A 17707-nucleotide genomic window follows, 5' to 3' on the forward strand; every position below is an offset into this window, starting at 1 on the left:
TTACTAAGATAGCGTTCCGGAAAGGAACGCTACCAATTTACTATTTTTATTTATTTCAACAGAAATTGCCATTCTTTTTAACTTATTTAATCGCAACTTCATAAATTTTCGACCAGTTTTTTCCTGTAATCAGCATATGATCTCCTTTAAAGGCGATTCCGTTGAGAACGTGTTCGCTGTTATTCTGAGTATATTCTTCCGTGATCTTTGTAAAATCAAATTTACCTACAGTTTCACCGGTTTGAGGATTGATCTTTAAAATATAAGGCTGATGCCAGATATTGGCATAAATAAATCCGTTGTAGTATTCCAGCTCGTTGATTTGGTTGTAAATTTCCTTATTTCCACCCACGGAAACGGTTTTCACCACTTTTGAAGGATTATTTACATCCAGAAAATACAGTTTATTTGAACCTGTATCTGCGATAAGATTTTTCCCGTCATAGGTCATTCCCCAACCTTCTCCGAATTCATTCGGCAAAGGAAATTCCGAGATTTTCTTCAACGTATTTTTATCGTAAACAAATCCGATTTTATTTTGATAGGTCAACTGATAAATTTTATCTCCCGCAATGGCAATTCCTTCGGAAAAAATATTAGCAGGCTGTTTTTCAGTCTGCGCGGGAGCCGTACTTCCCAAAGTATATTTTATTAGTTGTGAAGCTTTTTCCAGCCCGTCACTTTCGTAAATCGTATTTCCTTCTATAAGAAACCCTTCCACAAAATTATTCGGATCATGAGGATATTCTGCTACAATTTCGAAAGGAATATTGGCTTCAGGATTTTTTGTAAAAACATTGATGGTGGCGTCCTGATTTAAAATTTCCCCTCCTTTCGTTTTAATATTGAAGGTCACCTCATTATCACCGTAAGAAAAGAACTTCGGATCAATCGTTAAATCTGACGTTTCTTTATCTCCGAAACTTATAGAAATACTTTCTGCATTGTCTATAACTTCTTTCGGAAGATTCAGTTTATCACCAAAATGATATCCCTTCTGCTCCATCGAATTGTTATAATCAGCTAAAGAATCAAGGATTTTTTTATCGTTTTTACAGGACATTAACAGCAAAGCTGCTGCAAAACCTGCGATCAGACTTTTCTTCACTTTAAATTTTTTATTTTCATTACAAATAAAGAGAAAATATCAGAATTTATTTGATGGCTACTTCGTAAATTTTAGACCAGTTTTTACCGGTTATCAGCATATTATCTCCTTTAAAAGCAATTCCGTTCAAAACGTCGTCGCTTCCTTTGGTATTTTGCTTGGCAATTTCTGTAAAATCAAAAGTTCCTACCACTTCTCCGTTTGCCGGATTAATTTTCAGAATGATCGGTTTCTGCCAAACATTAGCGTAAATAAATCCCTTATGGAATTCCAGTTCATTCAACTGGTCGTAAGCCTGAGAACTTCCTGCAACGGCAATATATTTAACCATTTTTGAAGGATTGTTCGGATCAAGGAAATATAGCAATTTACTACCATCTGAAGCGATCAGGTTTTTACCGTCGTAGGTTAATCCCCAACCTTCACCCAATACATTTGGATAAGCAAATTCTTTGATCAATTTTAAAGAACTTTTATCGTAAATATATCCTTTTTTGCTCTGCCATGTTAACTGATAGACTTTATCGCCAACAATGGTGCTTCCTTCAGAAAAATCTTCCTGTCCCTGTTTTGTAGAAGCCAAAGGTGTTGTAGTGCCTAACGTATATTTTAAAATCTGTGAAGAACCGTTCTGTCCGTCGCTTTCATAAATTGTGTTGCCTTCGATCTGGAAACCCTGCACAAAATTTTTCGGATCGTGAGGATATTCGGCAATGATTTCGTAATTGATTTTCTGTTCAGGATTTTTGGCAAATACATTAATGGTGGCGTCCTGCGTTAATGTTTCACCGCCTTTTGTTTTGATATTAAAAGTAACAGCATTATCGCCCAAAGTAAAAAATTTAGGATCTATGGTAAGACCTGATGTTTCTTTGTCTCCGAAACTAATTGAAATGGTTTCTGCATCATCAAGCACATCTTTCGGCAAATCCAGTTTATCTCCGAAATGGTATCCTTTTTCCATCATCGAGTTGTTGTAATCTGCCAAAGAATCCAGTACTTTTTTGTCATCTTTACATGAAGCCAACAACAAAATCGCTGCAAAACCTGCTATTATATTTTTTTTCATTGATTTCTAAAATAATTTTCCCAAAATTAGCAAAATTTATTCCTCTGAACTAATTTCATGTACATCTTGACCAAATTGTAATATATAGCCGTTGTTATCGTAGATCGCAAACTCCCTCATTTCCCAGTCGAACGTTTCTATTTCGTAGCAGATTTTTGCTTTATCTTTCAGCTCTTCCCATAATTCATCTGCATTATTTACAGTAAAATAGAATGAACCCGTAAAACCAATTCCGTTGAATTTCTCATGCTGATTCGGTTTTGTAAGCATAATCTGCACCTCATCTTTCTGCAAAGAAGCCCATTGCCAGTCGTCATTTCTTTCCTGTAGGGTAAAACCAAGAATCTGCGTATAAAAACCTATTGTTTCATCGAATTGTTCTGTCCATAAAACGGGACGAAGGGAATTGAATTTTGCCATCACTTATATTTTAAGTCTACTATTTAATTAATTTTCGAGATAGGGTTTTAAACTTTCCTTCAAAATTCCGTTCCAGCCCTCCGTAAAAGATTCCCGTGAAAAATTTTCACCCAGATCGTTAAAAAGGTCAATATCTTCGTGAATAAGCTTTATTAAAGTTCCGTTTTCGTCGGGTTTCAATTCCCAGATTACGGTTGTTTTTTTATCTGATAACTCAGGATATGACCATGAATATTTTAGCTTTTCATTAGGAAAAATTTCTAAAATTTCTCCCTGATGATGATACTTTTTCTTTTCACCCGGTTCATAAAAGTTGAATATTTTGCCGGTTTGCAGTTCAAAATCAAAAATATCGAAATACCATACCTGCATTTCAGCTTTATCGGTTAGTGCTTTCCAGACTTTATAAACCGGAGCATTTATTTTCTGCTCAACAATAATTGGATGACTCATATTTCTGTTTTTTTTATTGATTGAATGCAAAAATGATGAAAGTTTACTTTAGAATCATTTACTTAAGATGATTTTAAATTTAATCTCAAAAGTTACAAAAGAAAACTATAAGATGGATATATAGCTCAATAAAATTTCTTAAAGAGTCGAAAACGGAAATTTTAAATATAGATGTGTATTTCAGATTATAAAATGATAAATTCACATTTACAATAAAGATTTTACAATTCTTTTTCCTGCCGTATCGCAGAAATCAAGTCCGGAATAATCCGGATTTAAGCCTGCAATATATGGTACAGCCATGATGTACAGATCTTCTGTAACTCTTCCGTAATAATCCAGAGCCTGAAAATTATCATTAATATTCAATCCGTCCACGCGCAGATAATAATTGCCGGGTTCAGTTTGTACGATATTTCGGTTATCCTGTTCGAATTCATTTTTGCCTTTGTCCGGATCTTTAAATTTAATATACCCTGAACTTATGAATCTTCCGTTTTTCAGACCTTCAAAAGGAATATTGTTGAACTGGACAGGCTGTTGACCAATAGCATCGATATAAAGTCTGTAATGATCTGATCTTTTGTTTCCTGTCTCATCTGTGTAATGATAAATTATGCCTTCGTCGTCATGAGATTCGATATAGCTGTCTTCATCTACACTTACCAGATTCAGAATTCCTGCATCATAAATTGCCATAAGTTCTTTATATGAAGACTGAGGAAGAGATGAAATGATAACGGAAATAAGAGGAAGCAAAGTTTTTCTTAATCTCATCATATCTTCAGCAGAAAAATGTTTCGCAGGATAATTAATCGCGTAGCTGAAAGCTGATAGAGTTTCTTTCCATGCGATAGTCTGATGTCTTTCTATTGATTTCTCGGCTTCTGCATATTCAGCTTTAAAAAGTTGAAAACTGTCCAGTTTTTCTCTCAGTTCAAGCATTTTTTCAACAAATTCTTCAATGCTGAGATCTTTAATTTCCTGATAAAACTTTTCGTTTCTTTTTCTTAGTGGCTGCTTAAAATTAATATTGAATACATAATCCAGATCCACAAATCCGTTATTTTTCTGTTTATATTCATAGATTTCGTCATGAGACATGATCCAGCCTTCAGAATAAGGGCTTCCTTCAGAATGAAACCTTAAAGCCGGAAGAAATCCTCTTTTTGAAAATAAGGTAATCGAAAAATTTTTGCTTTCTTCGTTAATTTTAAATTTCAGATCATTATTTTCCTCGATGTATTTTCCGTTTAATCTTGCCAGAGTTTTCACGGCATCTACTGCAGTAAGTGATGTTCCGCGAATTGCAACTGAATGATCAGATGCAAAGGTAAATTTTGACGGAGGATAAGGAGAATCATACCATCCTTTGGTTCGGGATTCGTTTTCAGAAGACCATTGATGTCCGGTACAGATAATGACTTTAGAAACTTTATGAATTTCACCGGATTCTGTAATCACATTAAAAAAATCATCATTTTTCCTGTCGATATCTACAATTTTTGTGTTTTTGAAAACTTTTACTACAATATTGAGTTTATTGGCGGTTTTTAATAAAATATTAAACTGGTCTTCCAGATAATTTCCCAAAAGAAGTCTGGGGATTACTTTATATTCATTGATATTTCCATTGTCTCCGCCGGCAAAATCGGGATAGTCTTTCAGATCTTTTCTCAGGACAAAATCTGTAAAAGAGTGCGGAAGTTCCGGAAGTTCGTTTGCTGATACGTTGGCGACATGTTCTACATTAGCTCCGTAATGGCTGTAAGGCATACCGGATCCTAAAGTTTCATTTTTTTCGAAAATATAAAGTTCTTTGGGATAAACCTTTTCGGCAATCAGGTGTTTTACGACAAATAAAGCTGCAGGTCCTCCGCCGATAAGGGCAATACTGTTGATGGTATTCATGGGTAATTTAATTTTTAAAATTTACCACAAAAAAGAGAGCTAAAAAACTCTCTTCTTTGGATGGTAATGTATGTATTAATTTCTTTCTTCAAGATTTTCAAATTTGGAATAGGAAGATTTCAGGTGATGAAGCTGATCCGATACCAGTGTGGAACATTCAGGAGAAAGATCTCCACTGTCCAGTGCATCCTGATAAGCATCGATGGCTGCTTTTTCTCCGAAAACAACATTTTCTAAAGTAGACTCATCTTTATTTGCTGAAAATGCATTTTTCACATCTATCCACGCTCTGTGGAAAGCTCCTGCTGTACTTGTGGTGTTGTCTGCTTCTCCTCCGTGTTCATTGATATGTCTTATCAGATCATTTTTCATAATCTGAGACTGAGAAACCATATTGTCGTAGTCACTTCTTAATGCAGAATGGGTGTCCCATACTTTGTCTTCTACTTTTGAAAATCCTTCAATTCTGTCATTGGTAATGTTCAGTAAATCGTTTAATACTGCTACATTTTTTTCGTTGTTCATATTAAATTTTTTATTTGGTGTCCTTCATACTTTACAATAAATATGCCTTTTATGAATTAAATTTCTTTATTTACGTTTCAGGCTGAAAAAGAATCAATTAATTTACAGTTTATAGGTAAGCTCAAATTTCTATTTAATAATCTTGGTCTTTTGTGATTTTGATCTTCAAGAAATAAAGTAAATTTTATAATGCCATCATTTAAGTTTACATTCACTGCTCTGTTGTTTTTTTAACGGTTTGCCTAATTTAAAATTAAATATTACTCAGTTTTTAATGAAAATTTTAAAATTCATTTTCATTGTAATAACTACATTAATTATTTAGCTTATTAAATTAAATACCTGAACAACAGTGTTTTATTCATTTGTTAAGTAAATGTAGGGTAACGAAATTTGGATTACAAATGGATCACGAAGTAGTTTTGCTTCATCAAAAACACATTCCACAAAATTTTTCACAAAGCCATTGCTGATGTATTTTAATTATCAACAGTTAATGGATATATACTTCATCTGTTCACTAATGAGCAAATTGGTATAGGAACTACATTCAAATGTTCTCTGCTTACTTTTTAAGTTTTATGAACGAGATAAAAATGATGATAAATAACAAACAAAATGATGAACCCAATTTTTTTTAAGCACAAAAAAATTCTGAAAAAAATGTACGGAATTTTTTTATCAGTGATTTTCATTCTTTCTTTTGATCAGATTTCAGCCGCTGAAATTTATGTTTCCACAACAGGAAATAATTCGAATACCGGAACAAGCTGGAATAGTCCAAAAGGAGTTACCTTTCTGCAAACATTATCTGGTACTACCGTTTCTGCCAATACTACGATCTACTTAAAAGCCGGAACGTACAATTACAGCGCTGTTAATGCAATATCTGCAGCAACGGGATTCAGATTAATAGGCGGTTTTCCTGCAACGGCTACAGGAACGGACATTACAGGTTACAATCCATTGGCGAATCAGACCAATATTAAATTCTCGGGAGCCGGAACCTCCACGCCTTACGAATTCCTGAATGCTACAGGTTCCGTCAACAGTATGCTGATAAAGGGAATCCGTTTTGAAGGAGAAGGAAATTTAACCGCGGGAGGCTTTTCTCATGTAATTTATTACGGGACTTTGGGTTCACTCATTACGATTGACCTTCAGGTAATGGATTGTGAATTTTTCCATTTTGGAAATTTTACCAATGGACAGGGATGGCAGCCATTCTGGACACAGGACGACGGAAATTATACTTTTACCAACTGCTATTTCCACGACAATGGCGCAGCAAATGACGGAGCAGCCATTGATATTTTGGGAGGAACAGGAACTACACTTAGTGTTAATGGTTGTACATTTACCAATAATAAAAGTAACACCGGTCAACAAGGCGGTGGCGGTGCTGTGGCAAGTGTTGCAGATACAACCACTATTACCAACAGTTCATTTTGTGGGAACAGTACACCCAGCGGTGCAGGAGGTGCTTTGGGAAACGGAGCGGGCACAGGAGTTTCGGCGGGTAACTGGACCGTTATCAACTGTACTTTCAGTAACAATACATCAGGAGCTTACACGGGAGGAGCATTTTGTCTGAATCCGGGACCTACGGGAAGCGGTATAAATACTCTTACCATGAGTGGCTGTAATTTTTACAGTAATTCGGAAACGAGCTGCTGTTCAGGAGGCGGAGCATTGTCTTTGGATGCAGGTTATCTTACGACTTCTATTACCAACTGTAATTTTTACAACAATAGCATTACTACTGGTTCTTCACCGTCAGGAGGAGGAAATCAGGGCGGAGGAGCTATTCTTTTTACAGGACAATCACTGCTGAAAATCATCAATATCAGCAATTGTGTATTTGACAGTAATGCGGTTCCTTCTACAAGTTACGGAGGCGCTATTTTCCTGAGCAATATTTTCGGAGGAAGCATTGATACCAATATTACTCTTAGTAATGTAACTTTTATAAATAATAAATTAGGAACCTCTACTGTTACCGCAGGTTGTGACATCGGTATTTATGCAGGTTCAGCGGGTAGCGGCAAATACAGCATTGCCAACAGCAGGATGCAGCTGCCTGCTGCCAACTCTTATCGCTCGTACGCATTTTTTACGGCAACAGCTAATAACTACACTTTTGGTACGGGGAATGTATTTGGTAATATTTCCGGAGGGCTGAATGCACCTACTTTCAGTTGTCCTTCAAAGATTACCTATTGTGTGGCAGGATCTTTTGCCCCCATCTTAAATTAAGATCCAAAGATTTATTATTTACAAATTTCAACGTTATGAAAAGTAATTTATTCAATATATACAAAAGAATATCCGGACTTTCTGTATTCCTAATATTCTTTATTTTTTCACAAAATTTAGCTGCACAGGTTTTTCTGGACATCGCCAACAGAGGTGCCGGAACCGGTGTCAACTGGAATAATGCCAAGTCATTTAGCTCTTATTTCGGAAGCCTTTCTTCAGGTACTATTCCGGCGAACACTAAAGTCTATATAAAAGCAAATACGGGTTACACCTATTTGGGAGGATCTTCAGCACCGGTTATCAGGGTAAGTCCGGGTGTGCTTATACAGGGAGGTTTTCCTGCAACGGCTACAGGTAATGATCTTTCGGGATATAATCCGGTAATTAATACGACGCGTATTACGATTACAGGAGGCACAGCCTATCAGTTATTCGGGCAAACCAATATGGCGGGTACAGAATCTGCCGAAATAAAAGGTCTGGATATAACGGCAAGTTCCACAACGTGTGCGTGGGTCTATGTAACGGGAAATAATGGCTTTTCGGCAGGTGGCGGAGGAACCATCAATTTTACAGATCTTTATGTACACGACATGTGTGCTATTGCTTTCGATTTTCTTACCACTGTAGCCGGTAGTAAAGCAGTATTTAATAACTGTTTACTGAAAAATCTGAGTACCGGGAGTTTTGCTTCTGCAATTTATGCCAATACCAATACGACTTCCATTTCGTTTAATGACAGTTCTGTGGTAGGATGTTCCAATACTTCATCTGTAGGCAGTGGAGGCGGAATTACCACAATGGGAGATTTTACGGCTACCAACAGCAGCTTTTGCGGAAATACCTCACAATGGGGAGGTGGTGCCATACAGATTGGCTATAGCAGTTATTTTGCTACAGCTAATTTTACAGGATGTACATTTAGTAATAATATAGTTACCAGCGTTGGTTTTGGAGGTGCCATATTAAACTCAAACGGCTATGTTACCCTTAACAATTGTAATTTCTATGGAAATAAAGCTTATGGCGGAGGTGCATATGGCAGCAGCAGCGGAGTGGGAAATACTCTTACGGTAAATAATTGTGTTTTCTACAACAACGGTTCTCCGTATACTCTTGATGTAAGCAATGCCAATATTCAGGGAGGTGGTGCTATTTATACTTATCCAAACTCTGGTCTTACCAGCATCAGCAACAGTAAATTTGTCAGCAATTATACAAACGGCAGTTTAGGTGGCGCAATATTCATGGTGAACTCAGGAGGTACTACAAGTGCTGCAAGCACCATTACGGGATGCCTGTTCTATGGCAATAATGTTGGAGGCAATACAACATCCGGACCGGCTTGTTTTCCGGCAGGCAACGGAAATACTGCGGCAGATATCGCGTTATACAGTGGAAGCCAATTTGGAACTCACGGGACTTTAACGCTGACTAATAATCAATTACAGTTATCCGGTATTAATAGTTATTTAAGTCATGAATATTTTCCCAGAACTACAGCTCCGGTAAATACAAATTACATAAATGGCGGAGGCAACACTTTCAGTAATACGAACAACGGCGGTGTCGTTTCTCCTTCTTTTAACTGTCCCGCAACGATAACGATCCCATGTCTGGCAAGTGACGATCCGAGTCCGGCATTAAGTACTTATAGTATAAGCAATACCTGTCCTGCAGCTGTGGTAAATTTAACAACAATTACAGCGGGCAATCAGAATGCGGATGTTACCTTAACCTGGCACACCGGCTCCACAGCTACGGATGCCAATAAAGTGACAACACCGGATGCCGTAAATCAGGGAGGAATTTATTATGCAGCATTTTATGATGCGGCAAACGGATGCTACAGTACCACTTCTGCTCCCGTTACTGTAAGTATTAACGGCTGTACTGTGATATCCAACATTTGTCCTGCTGTTACTGTTAATCTTACGGCACTGGTACAAAGTGGTAATCTTCCGGTAACGTGGCATACGGGAACTCCGGCTACGGACTCTAACAAAATCGCCAGTCCTGACGCAGTTTCTGTTTCCGGAACGTATTATGCTGCATTTTATGATGCTGCAGGAGGATGTTACAGTCCTACGGTAAGTGTTCCGGTACAGATAATTACTTGTCCTTCCTATTGTACCCAGCCTGCGGCAATCGGGACACCGGACTATTCATATTCACTGATAGGGATCTCAACATATCTTACAAAATCTTCTGATTTTCCAGATGCGGTTTCCAACGGTTTTATAGCATTGGAGTCTAAAGACAAAGGCTTTGTTATTACAAGAGTAGCCAATGAAAACGCCATCGTTAATCCTAAGGAAGGAATGATTATTTATGATATCGCAGCCAATTGCGTGAAGTTATATAACGGCACTGTCTGGAACTGTATTGTAAGAAGCTGCAATAATTAAAAACAACAATTAAAATTGGAAATAATGAAAAATAAAGCATATATATTATTCTTCTTTTTTTGGATATTCAGTGTATCCCATGCGCAGATTGCTGTTGCAAAAACCAATGTAAACGGAAGCAGTACTTTACTGGATTTTGAAGATTCTGCTTCCAATACACGAGCGATTATATTACCTGCCGTAAACAGCGCTCCAACGGGTTTAACATCCAATAATAACGGGACTTTTATTTTTGATAAAAGTGATTTAAAATTGAAGATGTTTGAAAATGGTGTGTGGAAAAACCTTTCTGATGCCGGAAATGCTTCCGGAGCAACTTCAAACAGCGGATCAGAATTGGGACAGGGAATAACGATCGGTGCACCTTTCAGTAATGCAAAAGGAGTTTTGGTACTGGAATCATCGGATAAGGCAATGATTCTCCCTAAAATAAACAATCCGCATATTAATGTAAAGTCACCCCATGTCGGAACAATGTGTTATGATACGGTAAGCAAATCTTTAGCGGTATTTGACGGTCTGAAATGGAATTACTGGAAATAAAGAATTCTAAAAACACGATATGATACTCCGGACAAAAATTTACTGTATTTCATTTTCATTCATACAACGGAAATAAAAAAAATCAGCTTATTATGAAGTTAAAAAAAATTCACATGGGATCACTTTTAAAAGAAAGAGTGGAAGAAAGTGATCTGGATATGGCAAGAATTGCGAAGTTCTTTAAATGCAGTGAAGAAGAAATACAGGAACATTTTGAAAGGAGAGATCTCTATTGTGAGGATCTGCTGAAATGGTCTAAATTACTGGAATATGATTTTTTCAGGATTTATACACAGCATCTTATATTATACGCTCCTCAGAGAAACGTAAATTATAATAAAGTCACCGCCAAAAAGTCTTCCTTACCGCAATTCCGGAAAAATATCTATACCAAAGAAATTATTGAATTTATTCTGGAAAAAATCAACAAAGGAAAAATGTCTAAAAATGAAGTTATAGAACACTATAACATTCCTAAGACTACATTATATAAATGGATTTATAAACACGAGAAAAGTCTCATTAAAAAAAACGATCCTCCATCACTATAAAGCAATGAGAAATAAAAATACAGAAAATACAAACCGGCAAGAGCTGAAGGGAAAAAACAAACAGGAAATCATTCATATTCTTGGAGAAAAAGATTCCGAATATTCCGAACAAGACCTGTGGATTTATGTGGAAAGAAAAAAAATAATGAAGAAAGTTCTGTATGTGTATTTTGAAAATGAAAAGGTAAGTTTTACAGTAGAAAGATATTATTATTGGTATGAAAGAATTAAAAAAACCAAATTATAAAAGAATTTACAATGATCTGTTGTCAGAAAAATATCCCGAAAAAAAAGAAAAATGTGTACAGATACTTTCCAAAAAGTATCTGTCTTTTGTAGACATTATGAACCTGAATGACCTTATATTTGGGAACAGCAATGAAGACTTTAATCATAAGCATCGTTCTTATGACCGAAAAACAATATTCGAAATTCTGCAATATCAAAAGATCAATAACCTCAACAATACCCAGCTTGCCAGTCATTTTAAAATGAGCAGAAATACCATTACCAAATGGAAAAAAATATTTATTAATCAGTCATGAGATGATACACATCAATTTCTCAATAAGTTATTCTAATGATTAATTAAAAAAATATCTAAATTTTCTTATTTTTATTGAAAAAATAATGCAGAACTTTAAATGGCTATTAATTTTATTATCTCAATTAGTATTCTCCCAAATAAAGACTCAGGCATATTCAAAAAAGCAGATCGACAGTATTATTTCGGCAACATACAGCAAATCTAACATAAAAAAGGCAGTAAAAGATGCATCTGAAGCCTACAGATTATCGGATGAAATGGGATACGGTTATGGTAAAATGCGGGCTTTGTACAGTGTGGTGAACATCAATATATACACAGGGAATAATAAAAAAGCCATTGAATATGCCAATCAGCTTGAAAAGATTGCATCGGAGGAAAACAATTATCTTTTTCAGGTATTTGCATGGGGAACCAAAGCATCAGCGTATGCATATTTAGGGTTCTTCAAAGAAGCAGACAGCTCTTTAAAAACAGCAGAATCCTTATCGAAAAATCTCAAGGGAGACGACTTTTATTATGCCATGGGAGATGTTTATAAAAGACACGCAGAAATTGAAGAAATGAGAGGTTCCGGGCCGGAAATTATTTTAAAATACGATCTTAAAAGCTTTCTTTCCTGCGAAAAAATTAAAAATGTCTACAGGAGAATTACGGTTACTGCTACACAGGCGTATAATCTGGGCAGTTCCTATTCGGCGGTGGGCAAACCGGACTCGGCACTATATTATTCAAGAAAAGCCTATTCGCTTTCTCTTAAGGCAAAAAATCCCAATGATATTGCGTTTGGTTTAATGGGAATTGCAGAAGCTTTTAAAAATGTGAACAAAAATGATAGCGCCCTGTATTATTACAATAAAGCGTTGCCTTTATTTTTAAATCTTAAGCAGGATTATCAGCAGCAATATATCTATGAAGATTTATCTTCAATTTACGAAAATCTCGGTGAAAGTAAAACTTCGTTATATTACACGAAAAAAGCGAAAGATCTTGCGTATGCGTTGAGCAAAAAAGAGAAAGGAGACATCAACGGAACTTACGAATACTTATTGGAAGATAACAACAGAAAGAAAAAAAATCAGTTTTACTACATATTAATCCTGTTTTTCTCAGCCTTTGTAGTGATATTGTTTTTTGCAGGGAGGATATTTAAAAAGTATCATACCGAAAGAAAACAAAAAGAAGAAACCAGCCAGTATATTACAGAAAAGGAAGAACAGATTTCTCAACTTCAGGACAGAATTAACGATATTTCCAAAGAAGTGCTGGAGCTGGCTCAAAACAATGATCCTTCATTTTTAGTAAGGTTTAAAGACGCTTATCCGAAATTCAGCAATACCATTGAAAAGACTTTTCCTGAAATCAATAAGAATGATTTTAAACTGTGTGCTTTTCTTAAATTAAATTTTTCCAATAAAGATATTGCAACTTATACTCATGTAAATGTAAGTACTGTCGAAATAAGGAAAAACAGATTCAGAAAAAAATATAATCTGCCTCCGAACTCAGATATTCTTTCCTTTTTAGAAAACGATCATCAGCCTTCAGAAGATTCTCCGACTTTATAAATAACAATAAAACTATACAAGAATAATAGAATAGGTAAGATTTTTATATTTGAGTTAATTATGAAATGAGTTTAAACAACTTTTAAATTTAATACAATAGGCATCATCTGTTATTTAAAAGAACACTGTAAGGCATAAGCAGAACACTAACCGTTTCCGGACTTATTTCTCAGAAAAATGATTGATTTTTTTCATTGTTGTTTGTAAATTAATTTAAACAAATGTTTAATTTGGAACAGTTTTTGTCTTTAAAGAATTTATAAAAAATAAATACAAAATTTATGAAATTTTCAAAAACACTTATTTCGGGATTAATGATGTTTGCAGCAGTGAATGCATTCGCGCAAAAGAAAACAGAAAAGTTTGAAAAATTGCAGATTGAAATGTTCCCAAAAGCAAAAGAAGGTTTTAAGCAGGTGTATGTACAGCTTCCGGTTGCTAAGAATGAAAATGACCTTAAAGTGGAATTTTTTGTAGGAGCAGAAAAAATGCTCGACTGTAACAGACATTTTTTAATCGGGAAAGTGAATACACAGGATCTTCAGGGATGGGGGTACAATTATTATGAAGTAGAATCGAAAGGAGAAACTGCCGGAACTCTAATGGCTTGTCCGGATAAAAAAATGACAAAACAGTTTGTGTATATTCAGCCGGAAACCGTAAGATACAACAGCAAATTACCATTGGTTTTCTATGTTCCGAAAGATATGGAAGTACGATACAGAATTCTTCGTCCCGATGCGATGAAGAAAGCTGTTCAGAGATAAATTAACTTAATTTAAATATGAATTCCCTGCTATTTGCGGGGAATTTTTGTTTAGGCTTGCCATCTATGTCCGATTCTCACAATCCAGCCTTCAGGAATTTTGATAAAAATATAGGTTTCACCAATTATTAAGCCATCAAAAGTTAAAATATAAGTATCTTTTTGATCATCACATTTGAAAATTTTACTGTAATTACAATAATTAATACCATAATTATATTTTAAATAATTAGAATACTCCTTAGAAGTCAGAAATATGGTTTTCTCTCCGTATGTATCCATTCTTCTGATGTTTTCATCATCTGTAACGATAACTTTAAATTCTAATAAATCCAAAAAACTTCTTTCTCGTGGTTTAAATTCAGATTTCTGCTTTTCTACCTGAGTTTGTATATCCTCATGTACCGTTTTTAAATCGGTGGTAAATTCATCCATTTGTACTGTAGAATTATTTGTCAGCAATGGATAATCTCCGAATCTTAATATCTCTGCAAGTCTTGTAAAATCGTTGTTAAGATTTTTATATCGGGGATTTTCGTCGTCAAAATCCATAGTGCCATCTTTATCTGTGTCAGCTGATAAAGGATTGGTAAAATAGACAAATTTTTCTTCAAGATCGTTAATGCCATCAGAATCTTTAATAATTTCCTTTAAATTTAAAGTTATTAAAGCATTGTTTTTAATGGTTTCGTACGTCGGAATGGGATTTGATGGAAACAAAGGCTCTTTAATCATTCTCACAATATCTGCTTCAATCTGTATGTTGTTTTTATCTTTCCATAATGGATACTTAGAATTTGTTTTGAATAAATAATTAGCATTTTTCTCCAAACCTGTATAATAGTTTTTCCAGCTTTTCCCTTCATCATAAGAAATTCTAAGATAATATTTGGGATGATAAAAATTACGGGTATGATATAATATAGCTATAGCATCATGGAGTTTACCTGTCTTGATAATTACAGGTTTTGGGATGTCTCCAAATTTTTTTGAATATTCAAGCCTTTCAATAGAGTCCCGAATTTTATAAGAAACATAAGCTGTATCAGGAACGATTTTGCTTATCTCATTACTGATTTTAAGCTCCAAAGAATCGACAATATCCTGCGATTTTGAATATTTTTTTAAATATTGAACTGAAATGTAATCATACTTAGTCTTCAATGCTTCTTTTTTGGAAATCGCCTTAAACTCATGTTTTGCATAAAAATCGCTGATGCTGTCTTCGGATTTTTTTAAAAGATCACATTTGCATAATTCCATTTCCTGTGCATTGTAAAAAGAACAAATGAAAAGCAATAAAAAAGCAACAGAATTTTTCAAAATTATAGTTTTACTCTGGTTAACGGTTTCTCTAAACATTTATTATCACCAATTCTGAATATCACTCTTAATTTTTAAATTAGAAAGAAAACTCTGATCACAACTCCTTATCCTAAGATTAAATTTTATTCGATTAATAATATGATTTATAATGGATTGCATTCTTTTTATTAAATGATAAAAAAAGGATGAAAAAAAACTGATATATTTGTTTTTTAACAATTAAACTATGGAAAACGTTTTTGATGCAAAAGCTGCTCAAAATTACATTGATAGGATTAATAATCTTACGCCGGAAACCAAAGGCTTGTGGGGGAAAATGTCTGTAGATCAGATGTTGGCGCATTGTAATGTGTCTTACGAAATGGTTTACGAACCGGAAAAGCATAAAAAGCCGGGAGCTATTGCAAAATTCATCCTTAAATCTTTTGTAAAATCTAAAGTTGTCGGTGAAAAAGCATATCCGCAGAACGGACCCACTGCGCCTCAGTTTATTATTTCGGATCATAAAAACTTTGAAGAAGAGAAAAAAAGACTCATCGGTTTTATCCAGAAAACACAGCAATTGGGAGCTTCTGCTTTTGACGGTAAAGAATCTTTTTCTTTCGGGAAACTGAAAGCACAGGAATGGAACAATATGTTTGCAAAACATCTGAATCACCATCTGGCACAATTCGGAGTTTAAAAAAACTAAAAACAATATGAAAAAACTTTTATTACTTTTTGTACTTCTTTCCAATTTTATCTTTGCACAGATGCCCGATATTTCCAATGTCTGGCTCAATAACAGCAAAGCGTACACAGGAACCATCGGAAATAAGAATCAGGAAATCAAACTGAAAATCAATATTTCTGAGCAGAACAAGAAAAACGATCAGGAATATTTTGTTTCGGGATATACTCTCGTTGATAAAACTTATGCTAAATTCGAAGGCAAATTCATCATTACCAAATATAAGGATGCTAAAAAAAGAGGAACCGTTTTCGGAGAATATGAACTGGCAGAAGAAAACAAAGGAAAGCATTCCGGCATTTTAAAAGGAAAATTTATTTATACTTTTAAATGGAATAAAGACACTGAAAAAGTGGAATCCCAGTATATTGAACTCATTGGCGACTGGAAAAGCTATGACGGAACGCTTGATCTCAAAACAAAAATGAACAATCAGTAATCACTATGTTAAGAAGAATTTTAGCGGTAATCGCAGGAATGATCTCCGGATCCATTGGAGTCTGGCTGATGGAAAGACTCGGTCATGCGCTGTATCCGTTTCCTTCAGGTTTAAGACCGGATGATATTGAAGGATTCAGAGCGTATGTGGAAAATTTGCCTTTTATGGGGAAATTTATCGTGATTCTCGGTTACGCTTTGGGAGCTTTGCTCGCGGGATTTATTTCCACCAAAGTTGCCAACAACGGAAAACCGACATCAGCAATCATCTGTGGAGTTATTTTTACTTTTTTTACCATTTACAATATGGTAATGCTTCCGACTCCTTTCTGGTTCTGGGTTTTGGGAATTGCAGTATGGGGATTGGTTTTGGCAGGATATAAATTGGCATTAAACAATAAACAAGCATGAATTTAGGCGCTTTTTCAATCAGTCTCAGTGTAAAAGATCTTCAGAAGTCTAAGGATTTTTACGAAAAATTAGGATTCAGCCAGATGGCTGGAAATCTCGATCACAACTATCTTATCATGAAAAACGGAGATCATATCATTGGTCTTTTTCAGGCAATGTTCGATGGGAATATGCTTACTTTCAATCCGGGTTGGGATCAGAATGCACAGAATCTTGAATCTTTCGATGATGTTCGGGAAATACAGAAAAAATTAAAAGAACAGGGTTTGGAATTACAGAAGGAAGCCGATGAAAACACTTCCGGTCCTGAACATATTTACCTGAAAGATCCCGACGGAAATATGATCCTGATCGATCAGCACAGATAAGGTTTTATTCTTTTTAATACTATCACAAAAGAGCAGAATCAAAGGTTTCTTAATAACTAAAATGTTCTTTTTATCAGGTTTAAAAATCATTTTAAACTCTTATGTGATAAAAAGTTCAAACGGAATTATTATTTAATAAGTTTGTTTAAACTCATTTTAAATTTAACCGCAAAAGAGACAAAAGACTTTATCGAATTTAAAGTATTTCAAAAGTCTGCAAAGAGAAAAAATCTTTGATTTTTTAACTTACGTACTCTTTTTTCCATTTAACTATTAAACTTAAAAAACTAAAGCTTAGACAAGTTA

At 35.0% G+C, this 17707-nt stretch carries 19 protein-coding genes; 12 read left to right on the forward strand and 7 right to left on the reverse strand.

Annotated features, from left to right (window positions below; all coding sequences use genetic code 11):
- Nucleotides 1-82 precede the first annotated feature (82 nt).
- From KKI44_RS05430 to KKI44_RS05455, 6 genes are all read right to left on the reverse strand, one after another.
- On the reverse strand, nucleotides 83-1108 hold the full coding sequence (locus tag KKI44_RS05430; protein WP_214590190.1) for a glutaminyl-peptide cyclotransferase: 1026 nt from the start codon (nucleotides 1106-1108) through the stop codon (nucleotides 83-85).
- 46 nt (nucleotides 1109-1154) lie between these two features.
- On the reverse strand, nucleotides 1155-2177 hold the full coding sequence (locus KKI44_RS05435; RefSeq protein ID WP_214590191.1) for a glutaminyl-peptide cyclotransferase: 1023 nt from the start codon (nucleotides 2175-2177) through the stop codon (nucleotides 1155-1157).
- Nucleotides 2178-2213: 36 nt separating this feature from the next.
- Nucleotides 2214-2597 (reverse strand): VOC family protein, encoded by a 384-nt coding sequence (locus KKI44_RS05440; RefSeq protein WP_214590192.1) that lies wholly within the window; start codon nucleotides 2595-2597, stop codon nucleotides 2214-2216.
- Between the two features lie 27 nt (nucleotides 2598-2624).
- Nucleotides 2625-3050 carry an SRPBCC domain-containing protein gene (locus tag KKI44_RS05445; protein WP_214590193.1) on the reverse strand — a complete coding sequence of 142 codons (426 nt, stop codon included), beginning with the start codon at nucleotides 3048-3050 and terminating at the stop codon, nucleotides 2625-2627.
- A 207-nt stretch (nucleotides 3051-3257) separates the two neighbouring features.
- Complete coding sequence (locus KKI44_RS05450) at nucleotides 3258-4961, reverse strand: FAD/NAD(P)-binding protein (protein ID WP_214590194.1); 1704 nt, start codon at nucleotides 4959-4961, stop codon at nucleotides 3258-3260.
- A 75-nt stretch (nucleotides 4962-5036) separates the two neighbouring features.
- Nucleotides 5037-5486 (reverse strand): PA2169 family four-helix-bundle protein, encoded by a 450-nt coding sequence (locus tag KKI44_RS05455; protein WP_214590195.1) that lies wholly within the window; start codon nucleotides 5484-5486, stop codon nucleotides 5037-5039.
- Between the two features lie 663 nt (nucleotides 5487-6149).
- On the opposite strand from KKI44_RS05455, the gene KKI44_RS05460 reads away from it, so the two are divergent.
- The 8 genes from KKI44_RS05460 to eco all read left to right on the forward strand — a co-directional run bounded on the left by KKI44_RS05460 (nucleotide 6150) and on the right by eco (nucleotide 14129).
- Nucleotides 6150-7742, forward strand: coding sequence for a hypothetical protein (locus tag KKI44_RS05460; RefSeq protein ID WP_214590196.1), 1593 nt, complete (start codon nucleotides 6150-6152; stop codon nucleotides 7740-7742).
- Nucleotides 7743-7777: 35 nt separating this feature from the next.
- On the forward strand, nucleotides 7778-10153 hold the full coding sequence (locus tag KKI44_RS05465) for a hypothetical protein (RefSeq protein WP_214590197.1): 2376 nt from the start codon (nucleotides 7778-7780) through the stop codon (nucleotides 10151-10153).
- Between the two features lie 24 nt (nucleotides 10154-10177).
- Complete coding sequence (locus tag KKI44_RS05470; RefSeq protein ID WP_214590198.1) at nucleotides 10178-10696, forward strand: hypothetical protein; 519 nt, start codon at nucleotides 10178-10180, stop codon at nucleotides 10694-10696.
- A 113-nt stretch (nucleotides 10697-10809) separates the two neighbouring features.
- Nucleotides 10810-11247 (forward strand): transposase, encoded by a 438-nt coding sequence (locus KKI44_RS05475; RefSeq protein ID WP_250902166.1) that lies wholly within the window; start codon nucleotides 10810-10812, stop codon nucleotides 11245-11247.
- 4 nt (nucleotides 11248-11251) lie between these two features.
- Nucleotides 11252-11494 carry a hypothetical protein gene (locus tag KKI44_RS05480; protein ID WP_214590200.1) on the forward strand — a complete coding sequence of 81 codons (243 nt, stop codon included), beginning with the start codon at nucleotides 11252-11254 and terminating at the stop codon, nucleotides 11492-11494.
- On the forward strand, nucleotides 11466-11792 hold the full coding sequence (locus KKI44_RS05485) for a helix-turn-helix domain-containing protein (RefSeq protein WP_214590201.1): 327 nt from the start codon (nucleotides 11466-11468) through the stop codon (nucleotides 11790-11792). Before KKI44_RS05480 ends, KKI44_RS05485 begins: the two co-directional genes overlap by 29 nt.
- Before the next feature lie 85 nt (nucleotides 11793-11877).
- Nucleotides 11878-13362 (forward strand): tetratricopeptide repeat protein, encoded by a 1485-nt coding sequence (locus KKI44_RS05490; RefSeq protein WP_214590202.1) that lies wholly within the window; start codon nucleotides 11878-11880, stop codon nucleotides 13360-13362.
- A gap of 281 nt (nucleotides 13363-13643) precedes the next feature.
- Nucleotides 13644-14129, forward strand: coding sequence for a serine protease inhibitor ecotin (gene eco / locus KKI44_RS05495; protein ID WP_214590203.1), 486 nt, complete (start codon nucleotides 13644-13646; stop codon nucleotides 14127-14129).
- A 50-nt stretch (nucleotides 14130-14179) separates the two neighbouring features.
- Here eco and KKI44_RS05500 read toward each other — a convergent pair whose 3' ends face one another.
- Complete coding sequence (locus KKI44_RS05500; RefSeq protein WP_214590204.1) at nucleotides 14180-15451, reverse strand: hypothetical protein; 1272 nt, start codon at nucleotides 15449-15451, stop codon at nucleotides 14180-14182.
- Between the two features lie 229 nt (nucleotides 15452-15680).
- Here KKI44_RS05500 and KKI44_RS05505 point away from each other — a divergent pair, with 229 nt between their 5' ends.
- From KKI44_RS05505 to KKI44_RS05520, 4 genes are read left to right on the forward strand one after another with little or no spacing between them, the layout of a single operon-like run.
- The gene (locus KKI44_RS05505; protein WP_214590205.1) at nucleotides 15681-16136 is read left to right on the forward strand and encodes a DUF1569 domain-containing protein; all 456 of its coding nucleotides are present in this window, start codon (nucleotides 15681-15683) and stop codon (nucleotides 16134-16136) included.
- Between the two features lie 16 nt (nucleotides 16137-16152).
- Nucleotides 16153-16623, forward strand: coding sequence for a hypothetical protein (locus tag KKI44_RS05510; RefSeq protein ID WP_214590206.1), 471 nt, complete (start codon nucleotides 16153-16155; stop codon nucleotides 16621-16623).
- Nucleotides 16624-16628: 5 nt separating this feature from the next.
- Nucleotides 16629-17033: a hypothetical protein gene (locus tag KKI44_RS05515; protein ID WP_214590207.1), complete on the forward strand. Its 405-nt coding sequence runs from the start codon at nucleotides 16629-16631 to the stop codon at nucleotides 17031-17033.
- Nucleotides 17030-17401, forward strand: a complete 372-nt coding sequence (locus tag KKI44_RS05520) for a VOC family protein (protein WP_214590208.1) — start codon at nucleotides 17030-17032, stop codon at nucleotides 17399-17401. Before KKI44_RS05515 ends, KKI44_RS05520 begins: the two co-directional genes overlap by 4 nt.
- The last annotated feature ends 306 nt before the right edge of the window (nucleotides 17402-17707 follow it).

This window comes from Chryseobacterium sp. ZHDP1, assembly GCF_018603435.1.
Classification (GTDB): Bacteria; Bacteroidota; Bacteroidia; order Flavobacteriales; family Weeksellaceae; genus Chryseobacterium; species Chryseobacterium indicum.

What these genes read in the sequence shown, in the direction of transcription:
- KKI44_RS05455 (WP_214590195.1), bottom strand. Translation starts at nt 5,486, where the DNA reads ATGAACAACGAAAAAAATGTAGCAGTATTAAACGATTTACTGAACATT.
- KKI44_RS05445 (WP_214590193.1), bottom strand. Translation starts at nt 3,050, where the DNA reads ATGAGTCATCCAATTATTGTTGAGCAGAAAATAAATGCTCCGGTTTAT.
- KKI44_RS05465 (WP_214590197.1), top strand. Translation starts at nt 7,778, where the DNA reads ATGAAAAGTAATTTATTCAATATATACAAAAGAATATCCGGACTTTCT.
- KKI44_RS05515 (WP_214590207.1), top strand. Translation starts at nt 16,629, where the DNA reads ATGTTAAGAAGAATTTTAGCGGTAATCGCAGGAATGATCTCCGGATCC.
- KKI44_RS05510 (WP_214590206.1), top strand. Translation starts at nt 16,153, where the DNA reads ATGAAAAAACTTTTATTACTTTTTGTACTTCTTTCCAATTTTATCTTT.
- KKI44_RS05490 (WP_214590202.1), top strand. Translation starts at nt 11,878, where the DNA reads ATGCAGAACTTTAAATGGCTATTAATTTTATTATCTCAATTAGTATTC.
- KKI44_RS05480 (WP_214590200.1), top strand. Translation starts at nt 11,252, where the DNA reads ATGAGAAATAAAAATACAGAAAATACAAACCGGCAAGAGCTGAAGGGA.
- KKI44_RS05440 (WP_214590192.1), bottom strand. Translation starts at nt 2,597, where the DNA reads ATGGCAAAATTCAATTCCCTTCGTCCCGTTTTATGGACAGAACAATTC.
- KKI44_RS05475 (WP_250902166.1), top strand. Translation starts at nt 10,810, where the DNA reads ATGGGATCACTTTTAAAAGAAAGAGTGGAAGAAAGTGATCTGGATATG.
- eco (WP_214590203.1), top strand. Translation starts at nt 13,644, where the DNA reads ATGAAATTTTCAAAAACACTTATTTCGGGATTAATGATGTTTGCAGCA.
- KKI44_RS05460 (WP_214590196.1), top strand. Translation starts at nt 6,150, where the DNA reads ATGTACGGAATTTTTTTATCAGTGATTTTCATTCTTTCTTTTGATCAG.
- KKI44_RS05520 (WP_214590208.1), top strand. Translation starts at nt 17,030, where the DNA reads ATGAATTTAGGCGCTTTTTCAATCAGTCTCAGTGTAAAAGATCTTCAG.
- KKI44_RS05485 (WP_214590201.1), top strand. Translation starts at nt 11,466, where the DNA reads ATGAAAGAATTAAAAAAACCAAATTATAAAAGAATTTACAATGATCTG.
- KKI44_RS05435 (WP_214590191.1), bottom strand. Translation starts at nt 2,177, where the DNA reads ATGAAAAAAAATATAATAGCAGGTTTTGCAGCGATTTTGTTGTTGGCT.
- KKI44_RS05450 (WP_214590194.1), bottom strand. Translation starts at nt 4,961, where the DNA reads ATGAATACCATCAACAGTATTGCCCTTATCGGCGGAGGACCTGCAGCT.
- KKI44_RS05470 (WP_214590198.1), top strand. Translation starts at nt 10,178, where the DNA reads ATGAAAAATAAAGCATATATATTATTCTTCTTTTTTTGGATATTCAGT.
- KKI44_RS05505 (WP_214590205.1), top strand. Translation starts at nt 15,681, where the DNA reads ATGGAAAACGTTTTTGATGCAAAAGCTGCTCAAAATTACATTGATAGG.